General features: G+C 45.8%; 16 protein-coding genes. 3 read left to right on the top strand and 13 right to left on the bottom strand.

All coding sequences use genetic code 11. From position 1 onward, the window contains the following. Positions 1-326: 326 nt before the first annotated feature. From ACFSW8_RS05300 to ACFSW8_RS05250, 11 genes are all read right to left on the bottom strand, one after another. Positions 327-716 (bottom strand): hypothetical protein, encoded by a 390-nt coding sequence (locus ACFSW8_RS05300; RefSeq protein ID WP_377177634.1) that lies wholly within the window; start codon positions 714-716, stop codon positions 327-329. Positions 717-1,374: 658 nt separating this feature from the next. Next, positions 1,375-1,635, bottom strand: coding sequence for a hypothetical protein (locus ACFSW8_RS05295; protein WP_377177632.1), 261 nt, complete (start codon positions 1,633-1,635; stop codon positions 1,375-1,377). 1,959 nt (positions 1,636-3,594) lie between these two features. Beyond that, positions 3,595-4,068, bottom strand: coding sequence for a metal-dependent hydrolase (locus tag ACFSW8_RS05290; protein ID WP_377090515.1), 474 nt, complete (start codon positions 4,066-4,068; stop codon positions 3,595-3,597). Positions 4,069-4,736: 668 nt separating this feature from the next. Beyond that, on the bottom strand, positions 4,737-5,063 hold the full coding sequence (locus tag ACFSW8_RS05285; protein ID WP_377177630.1) for a hypothetical protein: 327 nt from the start codon (positions 5,061-5,063) through the stop codon (positions 4,737-4,739). A 116-nt stretch (positions 5,064-5,179) separates the two neighbouring features. Continuing rightward, positions 5,180-5,548, bottom strand: coding sequence for a hypothetical protein (locus ACFSW8_RS05280; protein ID WP_377090511.1), 369 nt, complete (start codon positions 5,546-5,548; stop codon positions 5,180-5,182). Positions 5,549-5,718: 170 nt separating this feature from the next. Further along, positions 5,719-6,069 (bottom strand): GNAT family N-acetyltransferase, encoded by a 351-nt coding sequence (locus ACFSW8_RS05275; protein ID WP_377177628.1) that lies wholly within the window; start codon positions 6,067-6,069, stop codon positions 5,719-5,721. A gap of 1,183 nt (positions 6,070-7,252) precedes the next feature. Beyond that, positions 7,253-7,612 (bottom strand): hypothetical protein, encoded by a 360-nt coding sequence (locus ACFSW8_RS05270; RefSeq protein ID WP_377177626.1) that lies wholly within the window; start codon positions 7,610-7,612, stop codon positions 7,253-7,255. 249 nt (positions 7,613-7,861) lie between these two features. Continuing rightward, positions 7,862-8,194 (bottom strand): hypothetical protein, encoded by a 333-nt coding sequence (locus ACFSW8_RS05265; protein ID WP_377090501.1) that lies wholly within the window; start codon positions 8,192-8,194, stop codon positions 7,862-7,864. A 147-nt stretch (positions 8,195-8,341) separates the two neighbouring features. Beyond that, a complete protein-coding gene (locus tag ACFSW8_RS05260; protein WP_377177624.1) occupies positions 8,342-8,815 on the bottom strand; it encodes a hypothetical protein in 474 nt (157 codons plus the stop codon). A gap of 143 nt (positions 8,816-8,958) precedes the next feature. After that, positions 8,959-9,351: an RDD family protein gene (locus tag ACFSW8_RS05255; RefSeq protein WP_377090497.1), complete on the bottom strand. Its 393-nt coding sequence runs from the start codon at positions 9,349-9,351 to the stop codon at positions 8,959-8,961. Between the two features lie 1,165 nt (positions 9,352-10,516). After that, on the bottom strand, positions 10,517-11,086 hold the full coding sequence (locus ACFSW8_RS05250; RefSeq protein WP_377090493.1) for a hypothetical protein: 570 nt from the start codon (positions 11,084-11,086) through the stop codon (positions 10,517-10,519). Positions 11,087-11,660: 574 nt separating this feature from the next. Between ACFSW8_RS05250 and ACFSW8_RS05245 the strand changes: the two genes are divergently transcribed. Beyond that, a complete protein-coding gene (locus ACFSW8_RS05245) occupies positions 11,661-12,959 on the top strand; it encodes an integron integrase (RefSeq protein ID WP_377177622.1) in 1,299 nt (432 codons plus the stop codon). 2,303 nt (positions 12,960-15,262) lie between these two features. Next, a complete protein-coding gene (gene ltrA / locus ACFSW8_RS05240) occupies positions 15,263-16,654 on the top strand; it encodes a group II intron reverse transcriptase/maturase (protein WP_377177620.1) in 1,392 nt (463 codons plus the stop codon). 198 nt (positions 16,655-16,852) lie between these two features. Here ltrA and ACFSW8_RS05235 read toward each other — a convergent pair whose 3' ends face one another. Continuing rightward, entirely contained in the window at positions 16,853-17,356 is a 504-nt protein-coding gene (locus tag ACFSW8_RS05235) for a hypothetical protein (protein WP_377090482.1), read from the bottom strand. 167 nt (positions 17,357-17,523) lie between these two features. Here ACFSW8_RS05235 and ACFSW8_RS05230 point away from each other — a divergent pair, with 167 nt between their 5' ends. Further along, complete coding sequence (locus tag ACFSW8_RS05230; RefSeq protein WP_377090481.1) at positions 17,524-19,635, top strand: transglutaminase-like domain-containing protein; 2,112 nt, start codon at positions 17,524-17,526, stop codon at positions 19,633-19,635. On the opposite strand, the gene ACFSW8_RS05225 is transcribed toward ACFSW8_RS05230, so the two are convergent. Beyond that, entirely contained in the window at positions 19,580-20,329 is a 750-nt protein-coding gene (locus ACFSW8_RS05225) for a class I SAM-dependent methyltransferase (protein ID WP_377090480.1), read from the bottom strand. The two genes, ACFSW8_RS05230 and ACFSW8_RS05225, sit on opposite strands and share 56 nt — an antisense overlap. Positions 20,330-20,342 lie beyond the last annotated feature (13 nt).

The raw sequence follows: 20,342 nt of genomic DNA, 5'->3' as shown, positions 1-20,342 counted from the left end.
TTGCTGACTCTGATCTATAGATCACAGCCTCTGTATAATAATCTTGGAGAAAGCTTATAAAAATCGCCGAGGCTTAAGCCTCTCTGGTTCTTAACGCTTCCGCAAAGATTATTATACTGGTGCAATAAATTGACAGTCAAGATTAAATACTCACTTGAACACTATTTATGCTTAGAAATTGATCTGACGCATCCGTTTTTCAAACCTAACGTAAAGCACACCGCACCGCTGACAGGGGAATGTACTTTGATTTATTGTTTACGGATGGTGGATTGGAAATAGTGAGCGGAGCTCAACCGCGGTCAGCGGTTGGGTGCAGCGTCTTGTTAGCCCATTTTGTATTTGCGGATCTGAATGACCAAGTAGCTCAGAAAGATCATGCCTCCAGTTACTGCAAGTGAAAGTAAATTTGCTCCTATACCTGCTTGCATTGCCCCCATATCCATCAAATAGAATGAAGGATCCTTGCCTACATGATTCTTACCCATTGAATACGTGGAAACCCCATAATTAAAAAACGTGATACCCAGTATCAAGAGCGACATAGAGAGTGCCAGTATGGGAGGTGTCACAAGAAATCGGTAATTGCATCGTGTCACGGCTATGATGCAAAAAAGTAATGAAAACAACATTGAGACACATAATGCCACCATTTGGAGTTCGCCGAGAAGATCACTCAGCGCGAAGGGTGTAGATGTGGTTTGAGCAAGGTTCATATTATTTAGGCTAACGTAAAGCACACCGCACCGCTGACGGGGATGCACTGAGATTTATTGTTTTCGGATGGTGGATTGGAAATGGTGAGCGGAGCTCAACCGCGGTCAGCGGTTGGGTGCAGCGTCTTGTTCTACGAACGTGGTGTATTCGGTGGTTTCCAACTGGATGGAGGGTCATACTTCGAAATGGATCTTAATTTTCTAAAGCTGTGTAGCAAGGATCATCTATGACTGGTCATTTAGGCTTAGGTATCGACGTCGAGGATCTCTAGAAACGCAGGAAACCGAAAAACCTGATTTGGCTCATCGCATGGAAGGCCGAGAGTTCTGAAAGTCTTACCCAGCTTTTTGAATTTAGAATAATGTTCGATAAGATCATGATGATGAACTTTCAGAGTTCCACGTGCACAGGCTCTGTGAATGCATCGCAACTGATAAGACTGAGAGTTAGAAAATGCTTTTCTAAGCTGTCTTGTCTGACTGAAATAGCTAGTTGAGCACTCTGCAATGGGATATCTCTAGTAGAACGTCAAGCACACCAACCGAGGACTAGACCAGAGCGGTGTGCTGAATCTTTAAAATTTAGAATGTAGTGAAATATTCAAAACGACTAAACGCGGTCCGAGGTTGGGTGCAGCGTCTTGTTCTGCAAGGTAGTTTATTCAGTGTCGTCTTCGCAGTCTTCACCAGTGATGTAGATAGAGTTAACTTTATTCATCATCTTTGCAAATTCTTCAGGTTTTACATTGTTGGCTTCAAGAACTGCTCCGTCTTTGGTGTACTTGTAACGCTTATTTCTGCTCTTGAGGTAGATAAACAGAGCTGCAACCCACTCCACGTTGGATTCGCTGATGATTTCAAGTATGTGTTCTCCGAGACCTCCAGCGCTACATCGAAGGAGCATGAGGTCTCTAGTCATAATATTCGACTTTTCTAACTCAGATGAAAGACAGTCTAATTCATATTTTAATCCGTAAATGTGCATCTTTTGAGGAATCAACTTGGGTTTTTATTTTGTTGTTAGTTTGTATGACTATCGTGAAGTGCTGCACGTCTTAAAGAACAGCGAAATTTAGCAGAACGTAAAGCACACCGCACCGCTGACGAGGGTGTACTGTGATTTATTGTTTACGGATTGAGGGTTGGAAATGGTGAGCGGAGCTCAACCGCGGTCAGCGGTTGGGTGCAGCGTCTTGTTCTCCCAATTTAGTTTCTTGTCGGTTTTTTCGCCAGAGTTTCTCAAGATACTCATCAGATCCATGAACTGATTCAGCACTTTGCCATAAAGCTAAAATCTTCTTCGCTATAACCTGACGCTCTTCTTTGTTTGTGTGTTGGTGTTCCCATAAAAGACCAACGTTCCTGCTCTCTGCGATAGCACCATGAAAACTATAATGAGGAGATACACTAGAAAAATTTACGAATGTGTTTACTCGCCTCCAGTCACCAATATGCGATGGATCTGTTCCATAGCCTAAAACTCTACTTATCGGAGTCTCTTGGTATACTACACTAAAAGGAATCCAGTAAACCATCCTTGTGGACCGTACTCGACCTGAGTTTATATCAATGTCTTGGTATTCACAGTTTATGGCCTCAAGGCTTCTGAACAAACTTGGCGCAAGGAATGATACACATAATACAATTAGGCATGTCATTAGCGCTAATTTCTTTATCGTACGCTTTTTCATTCAGGAGAACGTAAAGCACACCCACTGCTGACAGGGGATACGCTTTGATTAATTGTTTACGGATAGAGGAATGGGAAAAGTGAGCGGAAGTCAACCGCGGTCAGCGGTTGGGTGCAGCGTCTTGTTAGCCAAGTCAGTTTTGAACGCTTAGAGTATGAGAATAGCTGCTGTGTAAATACCTGTAATCTTTAAGGATGTGGGCAGGTTGAATCCACAATACTTTCCGAGACATACAAAAATGATAGGAATCTTGATGTACCCAGCCCATTCGCCAATGGTGAAATGAGCCGCTAAAGAAATGATGGAGGCAAATAAGCAAATGAAGAGGAGTTTGTTTAATTCTGTGTCACCGTCTTGTCTAAAAAAGACCATAATGATGAACCATAGAATTATTCCGTCTATTGCAGCTTGGATCATGAGTCTTCTGGAAAAAGTTTAGGTGTGAATTATTTAGGCTAACGTAAAGCACACCGCACCGCTGACGGGGATGTACTATGATTGATTGTTTACGGATAGAGGGTTGGAAATGGTGAGCGGAGCTCAACCGCGGTCAGCGGTTGGGTGCAGCGTCTTGTTCTGCAAAGGCAGTCCTAGCGGGAATAGACATCTTAAATCAAATCTATATTACCGTGCTCATTAGACTTAGCCCTACTTGAGTCTAGCGTATGTTGTAATGATGCTAGTGGATCGACGCTTATGCCAACCAATCGCATCTTAGTGTGATCGGAGAAAGTAATCTTAGCTGCGAAGAACCCAGCAGGTGATTTCATGGTTTTGAAGTCTGATAATTGGGCACGAGACAGCACCCACTTATCGAGTAATTTATGCTCAACACACCCGTCGTTGATGTGGATACTAAAAAACACTGTGGGTAAAATGCCAAGTCCGATAGCTATAGCTGGTATCAGGATAATTAGTGATAAAGGGATGAGTTTTTGAAATGGCTGGTGTTCATAGAAAATGAACATGATCGCACTGAAGATATAGGCTACGAGTCCAATGACTAAACCAGTGATAACTCCATATTTTAGAGTCGATGTGTTATTGCCGAAACGCATGTCAATTTAGCAGAACGTAAAGCACACCACACCGCTGACGGGAATGTACTGTGATTATTGTTTACGGATAGTGGGTTGGAAGAGGGGAGCGAAGCTCAACCGCGGTCAGCGGTTGGGTGCAGCGTCTTGTTAGACAGAGGTGGTCGCAGAGGAGGAATCCTTGACAGTGCGAGCAAGAATGTAGGTCGTGAACACTAGAATGACGTCAAAGGGAATCCAGAGGGAAGGTGAAATATAATAGTCTCCCAGAATCGCGTCCGAATATGGCAGGAGCCATGGAATCCCTCCAGACAAAGCATCACACGCTAAATGTAGGCTGTATGCTACAACCATAAAAACAGCTACTTTAGTGGTAAGTGTCTTAAACTTAAATGAAGCGGTAGTTAGGAGGATTACAGTGAAGGTTATTAATGCTGGAAGTGTGTGTGACCAACTACTGTAACGACTAGCGATGCTGAAGTGTGGTGTGAATAGATCCGGTGCTGCACCAGCAAAAGTGATTAATGCGTACTGAAACTTATTAAGGGAGAAATCACTCTTTCTAAACCTCTGATAAAGGCAAATTGCAACGACTGGAAGTAAAGCGTGAGTGACTGTGTTCATTTTTGTCTAACGTAAAGCACACCCACTGCTGACAGGGAATACGCTTTGATTAATTGTTTACGGATGGAGGATTGGAAAAAGTGAGCGAAAGTCAACCGCGGTCAGCGGTTGGGTGCAGCGTCTTGTTCTGTGAAACACCCTAAAACATCGCAACTGAACACGCTAGTAAAACCAATGTTTTTATCGTGCTGAGCGAACTACGAGCGACTTCACCAACAGTGGATGAGACGAACATCGTTACGCAATGAATTGAGTAATTACTACGCCACGAACCGCATAGAGGATGCGCCCACAATTCGTAGAAGGAGATTTTGAGAAAAAATTCTAAAGTGTGCTTTGAATGTACTCACCGTGATTGAGCAGCACGGTTCTAGAAGATAGTTCACTACTCCCACTTGTTAACTTCACAGCATGATCTCGAAGTATGGAGCTTCAGCAATAATCGTAGCAACTGATAGGCAGCACAGTAAGGGAGATGGAGATGAAATTAGAACGTCTATTTTCTCTCACAGAACGTCATAGCACACATACGCCTGTCTGGCTGCGGCACTTCGACTGTGGGTTGATGGTTAATTTTCATAAAACGTAATTAAGAACTCCGAACGGGCAGGCGTTATGTGCTGCGAATTGTTATGCAAGGAGGATTTCGTTGATTGGTATGAAGAATACTAGACAAATTTGCCATCTACTTTCCACGATTCACCATCCTTCAGTAGAACTACCCTCTCGTATCTATGCTTATTACCCCAAGTGACTGTATAGTGGGCAACCGCCTTCTCTCCCTTAACACTCTCAACTGTTACATCTTTAAGTTCCAGATTACTGATTCTACGGGGGAAAAACACTCTCACGCAGCGCATCGAAAAGCGATAAAACCATCCAAACTGTGTCATGAGTCTATCGGTGCAAAATTCTTGTAGAGCTTGCTGGTCTGCGTCCTTTGCTGCAACCATGTAGCGTTCAAGAACATCTATGATTTTTTCATCTTCTGTCATATTCAGCATAACGTAAAGTACACACACTCCCTATGGGAGAGCGAGCGTCGATACTGAGTTAATGGTTATAGTTTTCATAAACTGACACTGGAGACGCGCCATAGGGAGTTGTAGTGCTACGTCTTGTTATGCAAATATCTATTAATTGTTTCAACATCTATATTATTGTATCCCATGACTGGAGACCACTCTAATGATAATAGTTCTGCAAAGTTATCTTCAAAAAATAGTTTAAACCTACGCACTGCCTCTTCGCTAGGAAAAGTATCCGGCTTATAATGAATACAGGCATTATAGAATTCCATCTCAATTCCTATGCCCTCTGAATATGAAAAGTTTAGATCATCCCCATTACTAAGCTCGACCTTACGACTGGAATTCATCCTGTTTAGCTCATTAGCAATGTCAGACCATAATGGAGATTCTTTCTCAAGATCATCATCTTCACTATCATCTATAATCCAAGAGTATAATTCTTTAAGCATAACGTAAAGCACACCAACCACGAACCTTGCCGAGGAAATGCGCTATGGGTTTAAAGTGAGAATTATAAGAGAGAGACGCGGAACTCAACCACGGTGAGTGGTTGGGTGCAGCGTCTTGTTATGCAAAGGCAATTTTGAACGTGTGGGCGAGTAGAATTATATCCCTCAAATCAGTGAATAACCATGAATACAGCATATTCGTCTTCAGCTACAACTGTGAAACCAAGCCTGTCATATAAGCTGCGAACTGGGTTTACCCTTAGCACACGCAACTTAAGAGGGATGTTCTTCTGCTTTGCTTCTGAGATAAGTTCTAAGATGAGTGATGTACCTAAACCTCTGTTCTGAAACTCGGGCTTAATCAAAATATCTGCTAGATAAATGAAGTCATCATGTCGCTGAACTTTAAGCATACCGATGTCTTCTGAGTTGTGTTTGATGATAGAAGTGTTCTGGGAGTCAAAGCTCTTCTTGAAGATGGTAGAATTCCAAGTGTGAGTTTGTTCCACTAATGGCTTCATTTGGGACTCATAGAATGAATTAAGCCAACTCAGATCGTCTGTCTTTGAAGGTCTGAGCGAAAGTGGATTTTTTAGCATAACGTAAAACACACCCACTGCTGACAGGGGATGCGCTTTGATTAATTGTTTACGGATGGAGGATTGGGAAAAGTGAGCGAAAGTCAACCGCGGTCAGCGGTTGGGTGCAGCGTCTTGTTCTACAAAGTGGTGCAATAGATGGTTTCCAACTGGATGGAAAATTATCTTTCGGAACGGATCATAGATTTATGCAACGGTGTAGCAAGGTCGTTCTATTACAGGTCATTTACATTGAGGTGTCGACGTCGAGGATCTCTGAAAGTGATGCGAACCTAAAAACGTAATTTGGCTCATCGCATGGAAGGCCGAGAGTTCTGGGAGTAATACCCAGCTATGCGAGTTAGGAATAATGCTCATAAAGTTCACGATGATGAATCACCAGAGTCCCGCATGCACAGCCTCTGGGTAATCATGACAAACTTCTAGGGTTAGAAGTGTCGCAAAGGAATGAGATACTGTCTCGTCTATACTGGAATAGTAGTGGAGCTCTCTGCAATGGTCTATCTAGTAGAACGTAAAGCACACCCACTGCTGACAGGGAATACGCTTTGATTAATTGTTTACGGATGGAGGATTGGAAAAAGTGAGCGAAAGTCAACCGCGGTCAGCGGTTGGGTGCAGCGTCTTGTTCTGCAAAGGCAATTTTTGAGATAGGATGTCATCTGGAAATGCAGTTCTTGAATCTTGTTTTCTGAGACTTTGAGAGATCTGCACGCTTCAATAATCTGATGAGTTTAGTTCTGATGTACTGAGAACGGAAGAAATAGGGCTGAACTTCGAGGAATAAGAGAGCAGACTCCAGAGCTGCCGAATCCCCTTCGATGATCTTTCGTAGTCCAAGTTCATATCCTCCAGGGAAAGCTAGAGAGTCGTATTTTGAATGGAAATCTGAACAGGCTTCTTTATGGGCTGTGCCGTGTGGTTGCTCTGCAAACGTCTCATGAATACGTCCGTGAAGACAACGTATCTCTTGTGCATTCTTTTTGATTAGAGCGCGCATAATTTAGCAGAACGTAAAGCACACCGCACCGCTGACAGGGGAATGCACTATGATTTATTGTTTACGGATGGTGGATTGGAAATGGTGAGCGGAGCTCAACCGCGGTCAGCGGTTGGGTGCAGCGTCTTGTTCGACAGAGGCAGTTTTATTGTAATTAGCCCACGCTTGAGCCTTCTCATATAGTGTACCATTAAAGAATAAGAGTGGCAGAAGTTCATATGGAAGGTGTAAATATTGTTCTGTATAGGCTTGATATGCTGCCGAGAAGAGGCATGTAGCTATAGCTAACCCCGCATATATTTTGCCTAAAAGTATCGCACAATCTTTCTCCATGATAATGGCTAAAGCTACGATTGCTGAAAATGTAAGGAGGATGATAAGCCAAATTACATTAGGATTCCACGGTGATAAACCTTCATAAGAAAGTCCGAAATAATCGAATGTGTAGACATCTCTATCTGGCATGAATAAACCTAAGATGAAGGTCAATGGGACGACGAAATAAAATAGATGTATCCATGTGAAGAATCTTATCCATGTGGGAAGTATTTCTCTGCGGTGCATATTTAGTCGAACGTAAAGCACACCGCACCGCTGACAGGCAATGTACTATGATTTATTGTTTACGGATGGTGGGTTGGAAATGGTGAGCGAAGCTCAACCGCGGTCAGCGGTTGGGTGCAGCGTCTTGTTCTGCAAAAGTCAATTTTAGCGCTAGTGTTCCCAGCCCCACTCAGCCATAGATTGTCTAGCAATACGGCGTACTTCAAACCAGTGTAGATCTGAGCTCAATAGTTCTTCATCAAATAGCTCTGGCTTCATGCTCGATAGGTACTTGTCGAGTAGGTCTAATGTCGATCTGCGTTCAGGAGTCATTCCAATGTCATCTCGATATATTGTTGCGTGATACCAGTTATCGTATTCTAGAGCTAACTCATCAGTGATATCTACTCGTTGTTCAATCTTCAATTGATCTTTAGCATCAAGAGCCAAGTTGCTAACACTGATTTTTAACTGAGCGAGCGCATTATGTGCAGAGACTGTCATATTTAGCAGAACGTAAAGCACACCAGCCGCGAACTTGACCAGAGAGCTTTGATATTGGGGTTAAGTTAGAATTGCGTGGAGGGAGAGCGGAAGTCAACCGCGGTGAGCGGTTGGGTGCAGCGTCTTGTTCGGTCTGCTGATCTAAATTTACTTTTCGGAGCTCTTATCTCGTACCGCAGGAGATTTATTACTGTGAGTTGCGGAGGTGTCAGCACTCTCGATTTTATGTACAATTGTATGCGTTATTACTGGTGGATCTATATTATCTGACTGCCCGAATTTCCGATCTATAGTATGACCTTTACCGTTTTGTATCTGGATCGAATCTCTAGATAATAAAGTAATGCTCCACCCTTCTGATAGTTCGAGATCAAGAGTCCTACCAACACTATGTTGCCCAATTCTGTCACGCACAGATTCATCAACTGTTATTTCGCTGTAACGTAGAACCCCGTCAATTTCTTTAACCTCAATGGACCTGTAATCATCTATTTGATATACGCCAATATCCGTAGCTACATACGGGTATGTTGGGATTGGAGTTATAGAGCTTGTATTCCAATACGCTCCAATAATGAGAGCTATGATTAGACTTGGTATCAATATATAAATTTTTTTCATATTTATATCTTACCGAACGTAAAGCACACCAGCCGCGAACTTGACCAGAAAGCTTTGATAGTGGGTTTAAGTTAGAATTGCGTGAGAGGAGAGCGGAAGTCAACCGCGGTGAGCGGTTGGGTGCAGCGTCTTGTTCGACAGAGCTAATTTTCGATGACCATCGTGCCAGCAATCATATCGTGGAATGCTTTTCGTTTCTTGGACGCCAAAACAGGAATCGCAAAAATTATGTTCAGTGATGGCAAAAGGGCGAATAAAATACAGCGTTTGATATATTGTGAAGTACTTGGAGATTCTCCAGTTTGCTCGTCAACAATGGATAATCCCATGATCTTTTTTCCTGGGCTGTTACCAACTAGCCAACATGTAAGTGCTGTGATCGGCAACAGTATGAAAAAAGTTAGATTAAAAGTGAGGTCACCCTTTTTATCTCCAACAGCTAGCATGATATGGCCAAAAATCCAAATGATGGCAGCAAAGCCAATTGTGTCGATAATGAATGATATAGTACGTTTGCTTAGTGGTGCAGGTGTCATAGTTAGTGTTGTTATATTTAGTCGAACGTATAGCACACCGCACCGCTGACGGGGATGTACTGTGATTTATTGTTTACGGATTGAGGGTTGGAAGAGGGGAGCGAAGCTCAACCGCGGTCAGCGGTTGGGTGCAGCGTCTTGTTCTACAGAGATAATTTTCTTTGTTGGCGTAGTAGATTCAATCGGAAAACGGTGGGCTTCATTCTTGGCACTTTTCAGGAAGTGGTGTCATGAAGTATTTTAGAATGTTTCGGCTGCTTATTGAGACTATCGTAGGGAATACAATAAATAATAGAGTCGATTTGGTTACGCCTAAATCTGAGATTATGTAGGGTAGTGAGAAAAGTATAACTTCTAGAGATGCCCCCGATAATACTCCGCTTAGATCCCCTCTTGCGTAGACAATCAAATAGATAATTAGGATCGGTAAAAGTATCAGAAATCCATTAAGACAAAGGATAAACCAGGGAATAAGAGTAAATAGAAAGAGCTTTGAACCAGCTAAGAGAAAGCAAATTGTTAATACGCAGAAAACGCATCTGAATATATTGAGGGTGCGCATTTGTTATTTAGTAGAACGTAAAGGTACACCTCACACTTTGTGTGATGGTGTACGCCTTGTTAGGTTGATTTAATCCTATTCATCTTACGAGAAGAGAAACCGATTTTTCTTAGCATCTAGACCTAGCTGATCAATTGCTGTTGAGATCAATGGACGATTATCCAACAGTGATTGCTCGTATGAAAAATCAGCGGCGACGCTTCGAGCCGCCCAGTCAGTCCGTAAGTTCAATTTCTTCTCCGAGTCACTGTCCAAGTGAGTATTTAATCTTGCTGACTCTGATCTATAGATCACAGCCTCTGTATAATAATCTTGGAGAAAGCTTATAAAAATCGCCGAGGCTTAAGCCTCTCTGGTTCTTAACGCTTCCGCAAAGATTATTATACTAGTGCAATAAATTGACAGTCAAGATTAAATACTCACTTGAACACTATTTATGCTTAGAAATTGATCTGACGCATCCGTTTTTCAAACCTAACGTAAAGCACACCGCACCGCTGACGGGGATGTACTGTGATTTATTGGTTACGGATTGAGGGTTGGGAAAGGTGAGCGGAGCTCAACCGCGGTCAGCGGTTGGGTGCAGCGTCTTGTTATACAAAGTCAGTTTTTGTTGGTCTGCTTCAGTTCTTCACCGATGAATAAATAAGACTTACAGAGGGATTCAAATGCCTTAAGCGATGACTCGAAATCCTTCTTGTTACGACCTGTAAGAATAATCATGTTGATAGTCTTGTTCTCCTTGAAGTAGCACACAGCTTCATAGTTGCCCCACTGGTCTCCAGAAAAATGGTAGATTGTACCCTTATTGCCAGATTCACTCTTGAGTGTCTTGACCTTCTTACCAGCGTAGTTTGGGTTTCCGTTCTGTTTGAAGTCTTTGATGAGATACTTAACGGCATCTTCAATGGATTTAACTTCAGAATCTATGGGACGAGCACGCGCATAGGCTACAGTGGTACTGTTTTCCCAGGAGCCTCCTTGCTTATAAAATACAGCATGAACACCTTGCTTTGCTGCGCTCTCGTTATCAAGCATCCACTTTTTGGGAGCTTTGAGTGAGAATACGTGGTCTTTTCCGTAAATGATTCCAGTACCTTCTGGGATTACAGCTGCATTTACTGATGCGCTAATTATTAGTGCTGATGTTAGAGTGTAGAGTAGGGCTTTCATATTTAGTATAACAGTATTAGGTCACATTAGGAGGGTGTGTGTGACTTATAGTGGGGGAGAATGTAATGTGATGTTAATGAGTTGGTTGGGAGGTCACTAGATATAAGCTTTGGAAAGTCCGGTGAGGGTGACGGTGTGGGTGTTTTGGGAATTATTGGGAGTCATAAAGTTTGGAGATGTTGAAGGTGTAGGTGCTAACATTATGGAGGGGTGTAACGTTTGTATTGCTTTAAATTTGTGATTGATGGAATTGCTTGAATGTGGCGGTAGGGGAGGAGAGGTAGTTACGTTGATTCTTTAGGCTGGAAGTATGCTCAGAAGTGATTGGAGACGCTGCCGCCCTTGGTCACACTACAGATAACTGAAGAAACCAATAAGCAAAAGGAAGCATAGTGCATGAAGAGCACGACTTGAGTAATGAATCAGATAGCATTGAGGATGGCGATATAAAAAATCAGTCTTCTTCGACTAGATGTCGTGTGAGCTTATTGATTATTGGGATATTGAAGGAGGTGCGGAGGTATAGATTTACTTTTTAGTTGTCATAGTGTGGTCGTATGAGTATAGTGTTCTTATGAGTAATGTTTCATTGTTGGAGGCAATTGAGAGGCATCGAAGTGTGCATGGTGTTGGGGCGTGGGAGGAGGATCTTATGCAGAGCCGAGATTTGAGTCGACTTGAGAAGGATCGTTATTGCTTTGTGCTGCATTGGTATGAGTCTTGGCGGCTTGAGCATCGAAAAGCTGCAGGGATTGAGACTGGTCGAAAATTTTGGAAAGCCGCAGTTCAGGGGAAGGATCGGGAGAAGTGGCAATTGGATCAGTGGGCTGAGGGGATGCGATGGTACGGGAAGTGGTTAGACAAATGTCGTATCGAGGATGGTGAGGTTCCCAAGAGCATTTATGAGCGGGTGTACTTTGCGGTTTTTCATGTTGGGAATCGTCGAGGGCTTTCGCAGAGGACACTGAAGACGTATGGGAGAAGGGCTGCACGTTATGCTGTGTGGGTAGGTGATGAGAGAGAGGTTCTCAATGAAGCACGAGCTCGCGAGTGGCTGACGCATTTGGTCGAGAAAGAGGAGATGAGTTTCTCGACACAGAAGTTGGCGTTGAATGCGCTCGTCTTTTTCTTCAAAGATGTTTGTGGAAAGGAGGTTGTCGATCTGGGTGTGAAGTTTAGACGTAGGACGAAGCACATCCCCACTGTCTTAAGTAGTGGTGAGGTGTTTCGTTTGATAGAAAAGTTTGAACCTAGATATCGACTGATGGCGGAGTTGCAATACGGGGCAGGATTGAGGTTGAAAGAGTTACTGAGGCTTCGGGTGAAGGATGTGGACATAGAGAGGGGGACGCTGACCGTGCGCCAAGGAAAGGGGAAGAAGGATCGGGTGACAGTGCTTCCTGATGTGTTGAGCGATAAACTACGAGCCCATAAATGTTCTATTAAGGAGGTGTACTATGATCTTGACCGGGAAAGGCAGTGTGAAGGTGTGGCAATGCCTGGAGCACTGGGGAGAAAATTTCCGAAGGGTAGTAAGAGTTGGGAGTGGTTTTGGTTTTTTCCAGCGATGCATTATTCTATGGATCCAGTTGGTGGGTTGATGCGTAGACATCACGTGCATGAGGAGACTTATCGGCGTTCTCTTAAGGTGGCTTGTCGTGAAGCAGGTATTGATAAGCGCGTGACTACGCATGTGCTTAGGCATAGTTTTGCTACTCATTTGCTCGAAGGCGGGGCTGACATTCGAACGATTCAAGAGTTGTTGGGGCATAACGATGTCGCAACGACTGAGATCTATACGCATTTGAGTAAGAAGATCGGCTTCAAGGGAGTGAGGAGTCCGCTTGAACAAAGAAAGGAGGTTATTATGTAATGTGCATTACATGTTGTTTTTGAAGGTCGGCTAATTGGAAAGCTTAACTCATGGTCTGGCTGTAGTTTGTTCTTCATTAGAGCCCAAAGCGACTCTGGAAGATTTCGGATTTCGGATTTCGGATTTCTAATTTCTGAAGGGTAGAAGGGTAGAAGGGTAGAAGGGTAGAAGGGTAGAAGGGTAGAAGGGTAGAAGGGTAGAAGGGTAGAAGGGTAGAAGGGTAGAAGGGTAGAAGGGTAGAAGGGTAGAAGGGTAGAAGGGTAGATGGGTAGATGGGTAGATGGGGAGATGGGGAGATGGGGAGATGGGGAGATGGGGTCTTTATGCCTGATGGTCAGAACATGCTATAGAAGTCTGCAGTGGGTTGTGTGATGGTGGGATGCACAAGGCGCTTATTGTCAGTGGGGAGGACGCTTATTGAGAATTCAATTGGTTGTAATGCTGTACATGGTGCGGCTAGACTATGGTTGGTGCTGTGAGGGCACGGTGGACTGTCCGTGCGAGTCTGATACCTCATGAGGTGTGCTCGTGCCCACTTGATGGAGGGATAGGTGAAACTTCACTGAATGTGGGGAGAGACGTTGATAGCTTGATGGAGAGATGGAGAGATGGCGCTGAAGCGAGCTTAAGCAATGTTAGAGCGGTGGCAAACTAGCGCACACCGAAAAATAAGCGGGTTATAATTAGAGTAAGTGGGATGAGGTCTGAGGTAATTCTACGCAAGGAGTCCCACACTATCGGGTATATCGTGTCGTGGTTACTAGTGGAGGTTACTAGTGGAGGTTACTAGTGGAGGTTACTAGTGGAGGTTACTAGTGGAGGTTACTAGTGGAGGTTACTAGTGGAGGTTACTAGTGGAGGTTACTAGTGGAGGTTACTAGTGGAGGTTACTATTGGAGCGTGGGGGCGCTATACTTTTGGTAGGTATTAGGAGGTGCAGCAGGTAACATTCCAACAGGGAATGATGTGGCCTAGAATACGACTAAACTATGCACGGTGCGGGGATGATGTGGTCTGCTATCCAAGCAAGAGTGGTGTCGCCTGAAGTGTGTTCGATCCGCTTGATGGTAGGTAGCTGAAACTTCACTGAATGTGGGGAGAGACGTTGATAGCTTGATGGAGAGATGGAGAGATGGCGCTGAAGCGAGCTTAAGCAATGTTAGAGCGGTGGCATGATACGGCAGTCGTCAAAAAAAACTTAGATCAGGTGATCTTTAGTAGGGGGGATGTGGGTGTATTATTAGCAAAAGACGGAAACTGTTGCATCTAGAGATTTGAGAATGAAAGGGAGTTGCTGAGCGGGTCGTGTGATAGTCCGGGAGTAGATAAGGTTAGACTAAGGGGGCCATCTGAGTGGAAGGCATTTGATCGTATCAAAGTGCGTCAATTTGATTTAGGGTGCGGCTAAACTAGGATTGAAGTTGGGAGGGGGTGGCTGACTATCCATTCGAGTGTGTTGCCTCGTGAAAAGGTGGGCCAAGGTTGGAGAGTTTAGTTGTTAGGGAGTTTTGTTGGGAGACTGTGGTGGTAATTTGTGGTGGTGGGTTGGCCTACGCTACATTTTGCTGGGTGTTGGGAGGTGCAGCAGGTGACAATCCAATTGGGAGTGATGTTGGCCTAAAATGCGACTAGACTATGGCCGGCGCGGGGATGATGTGGTTTCGGGGAGGGAGGGGCTACCCAAGGGAGAGTGGTATCGCCTGAAGGTTTTTAGTCACCTAGATCGAGGGGGGAGTTGGAGCCCTCCGAATGTAGAGAGGTCTGATGATAGCTTGGTGGAGAGATGGCGCTGAAGCGATTTTCAGCAATGTTAGAGCGGTAGCATGCTACCGCACTCGTGCGCCTAGCAGCGCACAAACACATTGTGGTGAAAGTCCGCAAATAGCCCAAGTGTCTAATGGGTCATAACGCCGAAGATAACTGCGTCACCGCGAGGTGGGGTGGGAAGCAATCTAAGGTAAAACTTCAGCCCGTAGGCGACGAACACGATTCGGCTCTACGTATGCGACGAGCCTCTCGAGTGGATGGCGAAGTCTTCTCAAAAGCGACGATCCGTCGGAAAATGATAGAACATAGCAAGAATCTAACGGGAATTGACACTGTGCCAGTTAGGGCTGCGTGGGGCGGTTGGTGACAGGATGAAGGGAAGTGTTTGTGACGTGGACTAGGGAGACCTCGCAGTCCCAATGTCATTGCCTTACAGCAATGGGCTGCGAGGAGTCAGAGCCGCCATAGTAGTTAAGAAACCTGTGAAAGCAGATGGAGCCAAGGGCAGCAGGAAAGCAAATCGATGCATCCATATAATGAAAGAACAATATAATCCAAAAGAAGCAAGAATCGAAGAGAATGACCTCTCCGAAGAAGCTGTGTATCTGCTCAAGTGGGATACCCCTAGACAAGCAGAAGAAGCCGACACGCCAGTCATCAGCAATGATCAATGGGTTTGGGTGGAAGGATCAGTATGGACAGCAAAGATGCTCAAGACCCTCGAGAGAGGGGTGAAGGGAGGCAAATGGTACAGCCTCATCGACAAGGTATGGAAAATCGAAAACCTCCGCAGCGCCTTCAAACGTGTCAAAGCGAACAAAGGTGCAGCGGGGGTGGATCGGCAAGCCATTGCGCAATACGAAGAACACTTGGAAAGTAACCTCCAATGGCTGAGCGAAAAGCTCAAACAAGGAAGCTATCGGACCAAGCCGATTCGTCGTTGCTACCTAGAAAAACCAGGACGAAAGAAAGAGCTTCGGCCCATCGGTATAGCAACCGTCAGGGATCGAATCGTTCAAACCGCACTGCGCAACGTCATCGAACCCATACTTGAAAATGAGTTCGCACCGCGCAGCTACGGCTTCCGTCCACAAAGGCACCAGAAGCTCGCCCTGCGAGAAATCTGTATAGCCTTCAAACGAGGAAAACACTGGGTGTTAGATGCGGATATCCAAGGCTACTTCGATCAGATAGATCACAAGATCCTAATGGGAAAAGTAGCTCAACATATCAGCGATAACCGAGTGTTAGAGCTCATTGAGCTCTTTCTCAAAGCAGAAGTTGACGAGAACGGAACGCTGCATGCATCCGAACAGGGAAGTCCACAAGGGGCAGTCATTAGCCCCCTGTTGGCCAACCTTTATCCCAATGAACTGGACTGGGCACTCGCCCGACAAGGACTAACAATGGTTCGCTACGCCGATGACTTCGTAGTGCTATGTGACGAAGAAACTCAAGCGCAACAAGCCAAGGAATACATTGAGAAATGGTGCACAGAAAACCAACTCAGGCTCCACCCAGACAAAACTCAGATCGTACAGGTGAGCACCAGAAGAGGTATCGACTTCTTAGGGTATCACTTACGCACTGAGAATAAACGCTGGGTCAGTGAGAAGAGCAGAAAGCAATTTCGAGATAAGCTCCGACCACTAACAGCCAGATGTCATGGACAGAGTCTGAAGAAAACCATCGAGAAACTCAACCCGATCTTACGAGGCTACTTTAACTACTACAAGGATACTCAAGGTAGTGTTCTCGAAAAGTTAGACCAATTGCCGAGGAGAAGATTGAGAACAATCATCCGCTGCAATAACAAACGCAAAGGCAACGGAAGAGGATGGGACAACAAAAGGTACCAAATAGTCTACTTCAACAATCTGGGCTTATTTAACATGGAGCAAGCACGGCTTGAAAACCTTGAGTCCTGAAGAGGAACTGCAGACTGGAAAGCCGTATGCGGGAAATCCGCACGTACGGTTTGGTGGGAGGGGCGGCGCAACTCAATGCGCTGTCCCTACCCTATCGAAAAATGTGGATTTATCGATGTGGGACCCTCGGTTAGAGAGTGTGAGTGGGTGGGGGTATTTTGTGGGGGCTGTGGGGATCTGTGGTTGGGGGGGGAGGTGTTAGGGCATTTCTGGGGAATGACCGTGGTCTTTTTTAGTGAAGACTTTGATGAGGAAGCAGAAGTATGAAATGAGGCCATAGGAGAGGCCAAGGACGACGCCGACATCGAGGACACCGCGCCACGGTTGGGGGATGAGGCGCATGAGGAGAATGAGGAGAATGATGCCCAGAGTAAGGCTGATAGAGATGATGCGTGTTTTCTTGTTCGCATCGAAGTAGCCCATGCAGAAGAAGGGGGCGAGGATGAGGCGCTTTGGGGTGGTGTTGTTGTATAGGAAGTGGGTTCTGGCAGCGGTGCGAGGAGAAAATTTCTTTTGGAATCCGCGGTATCCTTCCGCGACGAGCATGAAGAGTGAGAACGCAATCATGACAACCCAGTGTGTGGTTGTTAGGGCGTAATCACCAGAGAGAGCAACTTCAGCTTTGAGGTAGAGTCTGTGGATGGCGGTTCCAATGAGAGCGGTGACTCCCAAAATTCCCCAAAGTGTTGCGATCCAATTCATGCTGAGTACCTAGTTTGGAATGGAGCGGATGTAAAGGTTGGCTTTTGGGTTTGAGGTGAGGAGTCAGGAGTCAGGAGTGAGAAGTGAGAAGTGAGAAGTGAGAAGTGAGAAGTGAGAAGTGAGAAGTGGTGGTGGACAGAGTGTTGAGTTGGTGGCAGAAGTAGGGTGTGGCGCGTAATGATTTAAAGATATTGGTTCCTCCTGTATTGTTGACTAGCTTCCTGTTGCTATTTTGGGGGCTGAATGCTGGCAGTTTGGTGGTCGCGCTTGTTTTGGCGGCTATTCTTGACGGGCGTCGCTATGTGAAGGTGGAGTGGGATTTTGGTGAGAGTGGTCAGGTGAAGGCGTTTCAGCTTTCATTATTATTGATTGCGATGGTGGTGGCTCTGAGTTGGATTGATGATGAGGGGAGGAGTGGGGCTCTGAATGTGGTGCGCTGGTTGCCTGTTTTGTTGCTACCGGTGGAGTTTGTACAGCGATATGGCAGTAGTGATCGGGTCAATCTGAATAATTTTTTCTATTTTAGCCGGAAGAGGATGGAGCAAGATCGGAAGGAGGGGCGCGAGGTGCATCCGCGCCAGGTCAATACCGGGTATCCGTATTTATTCGGGGTATTGACAGCGGGATGCACGGGTGAGGAGCTTCCTTGGTTTTTCTGGCCGAGTTTGTGTGCGGCGTTCTTTTTGTTAGTTGCGAGCGTGTATCGGTCTAGAGGGTTGCAATTACGAGGGTTATTATGGGCTTTGCCGATTGTGATTGGGCTCGGTTGGGTCACTCAGTGGGGGATGACGACCGTGTATTTGTGGGCGAAGGAAAAGATGCGTATGGGGAGAGGGTTGATGGAGAATAACACCTATTTCGCAGACCTGAATGCGCACTTAGGGGATTTGGGGGACGTGAAGTTGAATCCCAAGATTGAGTGGCGTGTGTGGGGTGAGGGAAGTCCCAACTATTTAAAGTTGGCGAGCTACAATTTGTATCGCGATGGGAGGTGGACGTATGCTTACAACCGCGAGGGGTTTAGTGCACCTCAGGGCTCGTATGCGGCGCGTCCTCGGAGGGCTTTGCAGCATGAGGGAGAGCTGTATAGCTATTATAGGGACGAGGATGTTAGTCGATTGAAGCGCGTGGATGAGGACGATGCTTACGAAGTGCGAGGGACTGTGACTCATAAGCAGTCTTCGACAGTAGTTCCATCAGTTCCTGGATATTTTGGCGCTTCTGATGTTCTTGGTGATGTTGCGGAGTTGCAGGTCAATACGATGGGGTCGATGCAGGTTGTTGAGCGAGAGATGGTTCTCAATTACACTTTGTATGCTAATGATGAGGGGAAGGTGATGGATGTGAAGCCAGTGGAGGGGGTGGACTATGAGGTGGATAAGGATGAGCAAGCTGTTATCAGCACATTAGTGGATGAACTAGGTTTGCGGGAGATGGATAGCCCGGAGGATGTGGTGGTGGCGATTGAGAGGTATTTTGCGAAGGCCTTTGAGTATTCGACGGATTTTGATCCAGGCGAGCGCGATTACGAACGGACCAAATTGGAGTGGTTTCTAGAGACGGTAAAAAAGGGACATTGTGAATACTACGCAAGCGCAACTGTACTCTTACTTCGAGAAGTGGGCATACCAGCGCGCTACACAGTGGGCTATGCGGTGATGGAAAGAGATGGAGACCGCTGGAATGTTAGAGGGACGCATGCGCACGCATGGGTGAGAGCGTACATTGATGGTAAATGGATAAATGTGGACACGACTCCACCTGATTTCCGAGGTGTTGCAGCGCATAGTGAGATCAATCCAGTGGATTGGTTACGTGAGCAGATTGCTATTCTGCGGGAGGATTTTTTTATATGGCGGATAGATCCGGAGAATCGCAGTCTCTTTTTAACACGTGCAGGTATCGCAGGAGGGATCTTAGTTTTGTGGATTGTCTATCGTTTGTGGAGTGCAAGAAGCCGACGCGAGTCAGATGGGCAGATCGGTTATCTGTGGGACGGGGATGTTGTCGTGACCCCATTGCATAAGTTAGAGAAGCTGGTACGCAAGAAGGTGGGGCCGAGAGGTGCTGGGGAGGATTATGGTGCGTGGGTTGGTCGGCTAAAGGAATTCGGCGAGGTGGATGCTGCTTTGGTGGATTCTGTGGTGATGGAGCACAGGAGGTTAAGGTTTGATCCGCGAGCGGTTGCTGAGATGGCGGAATTGCAGTCGATGGTAGGTGAGCTTAAGTCGCAGTTGCGAAAAGTGTCAGGACCGCGGCATCAGAGTCCTGAAGGTTGAGTTGGAAGTCTGCATGCCAAGATTCGAGTGACCAGCCTGCTAGGTTGAGCAGCGACCTTAGCTCTGGGAGAAGGTACCACTGAAGTGATTGCTCGGTTTTATATTCTGCGGTGGTCGCTCCTCGAGCATCTTGGATAGAATAGTGGTGTTCTCGGTGGAGGGATTGTTCGACTCGATTAATCGAGTGTCTGGTGTGGCAGAGGGCGAGTGAAGAATTTTTGTATGGTGATTGTTTATCGAGGTTCCAGGTGTCGCACTCGAGTTCATCGGTGATTTCAGCCCATGGTATGAAGGTGGTTAGGTAGAGTGCGGCGCCGGGTTTGGCGTGCTGCTTTAGGTTGATGAGTAGAGCGTGGGCGTCTTGGCGGCTGAGGAGTTGGAGGGTGAAAGCGGGAATAGTGATAGCTGCGTAGCAATGGGGGAAGTTGAAGTGCGTGGCGTCACCGAGGTAGTAGTTAGAGGTGTTCGATTGTTTTTTTAGCAATGCGAGCATTTCCTCTGAGGTGTCGATCCCATCGATATCGAAACCTTGTTTGAGCAGAGGGAGGAGGAGTCTACCTGAGCCGCACCCCACTTCTAGAGCACGACCGGGATGGTGGTGTAGAAAGTGTGAGAGGAGTGGGAGTTCGTCAGCGTGCTCTTGTTCCGCGTGCCAAAAGTGGTCGTGAAGTTCAGCTTCGAGGTCTTGGTACATGGCCTATGAGTGT

The organism is Rubritalea tangerina, from assembly GCF_042683245.1.
Taxonomy (GTDB): domain Bacteria; phylum Verrucomicrobiota; class Verrucomicrobiia; order Verrucomicrobiales; family Akkermansiaceae; genus Rubritalea; species Rubritalea tangerina.
This window is presented reverse-complemented; position numbering and strand designations above follow the sequence as displayed.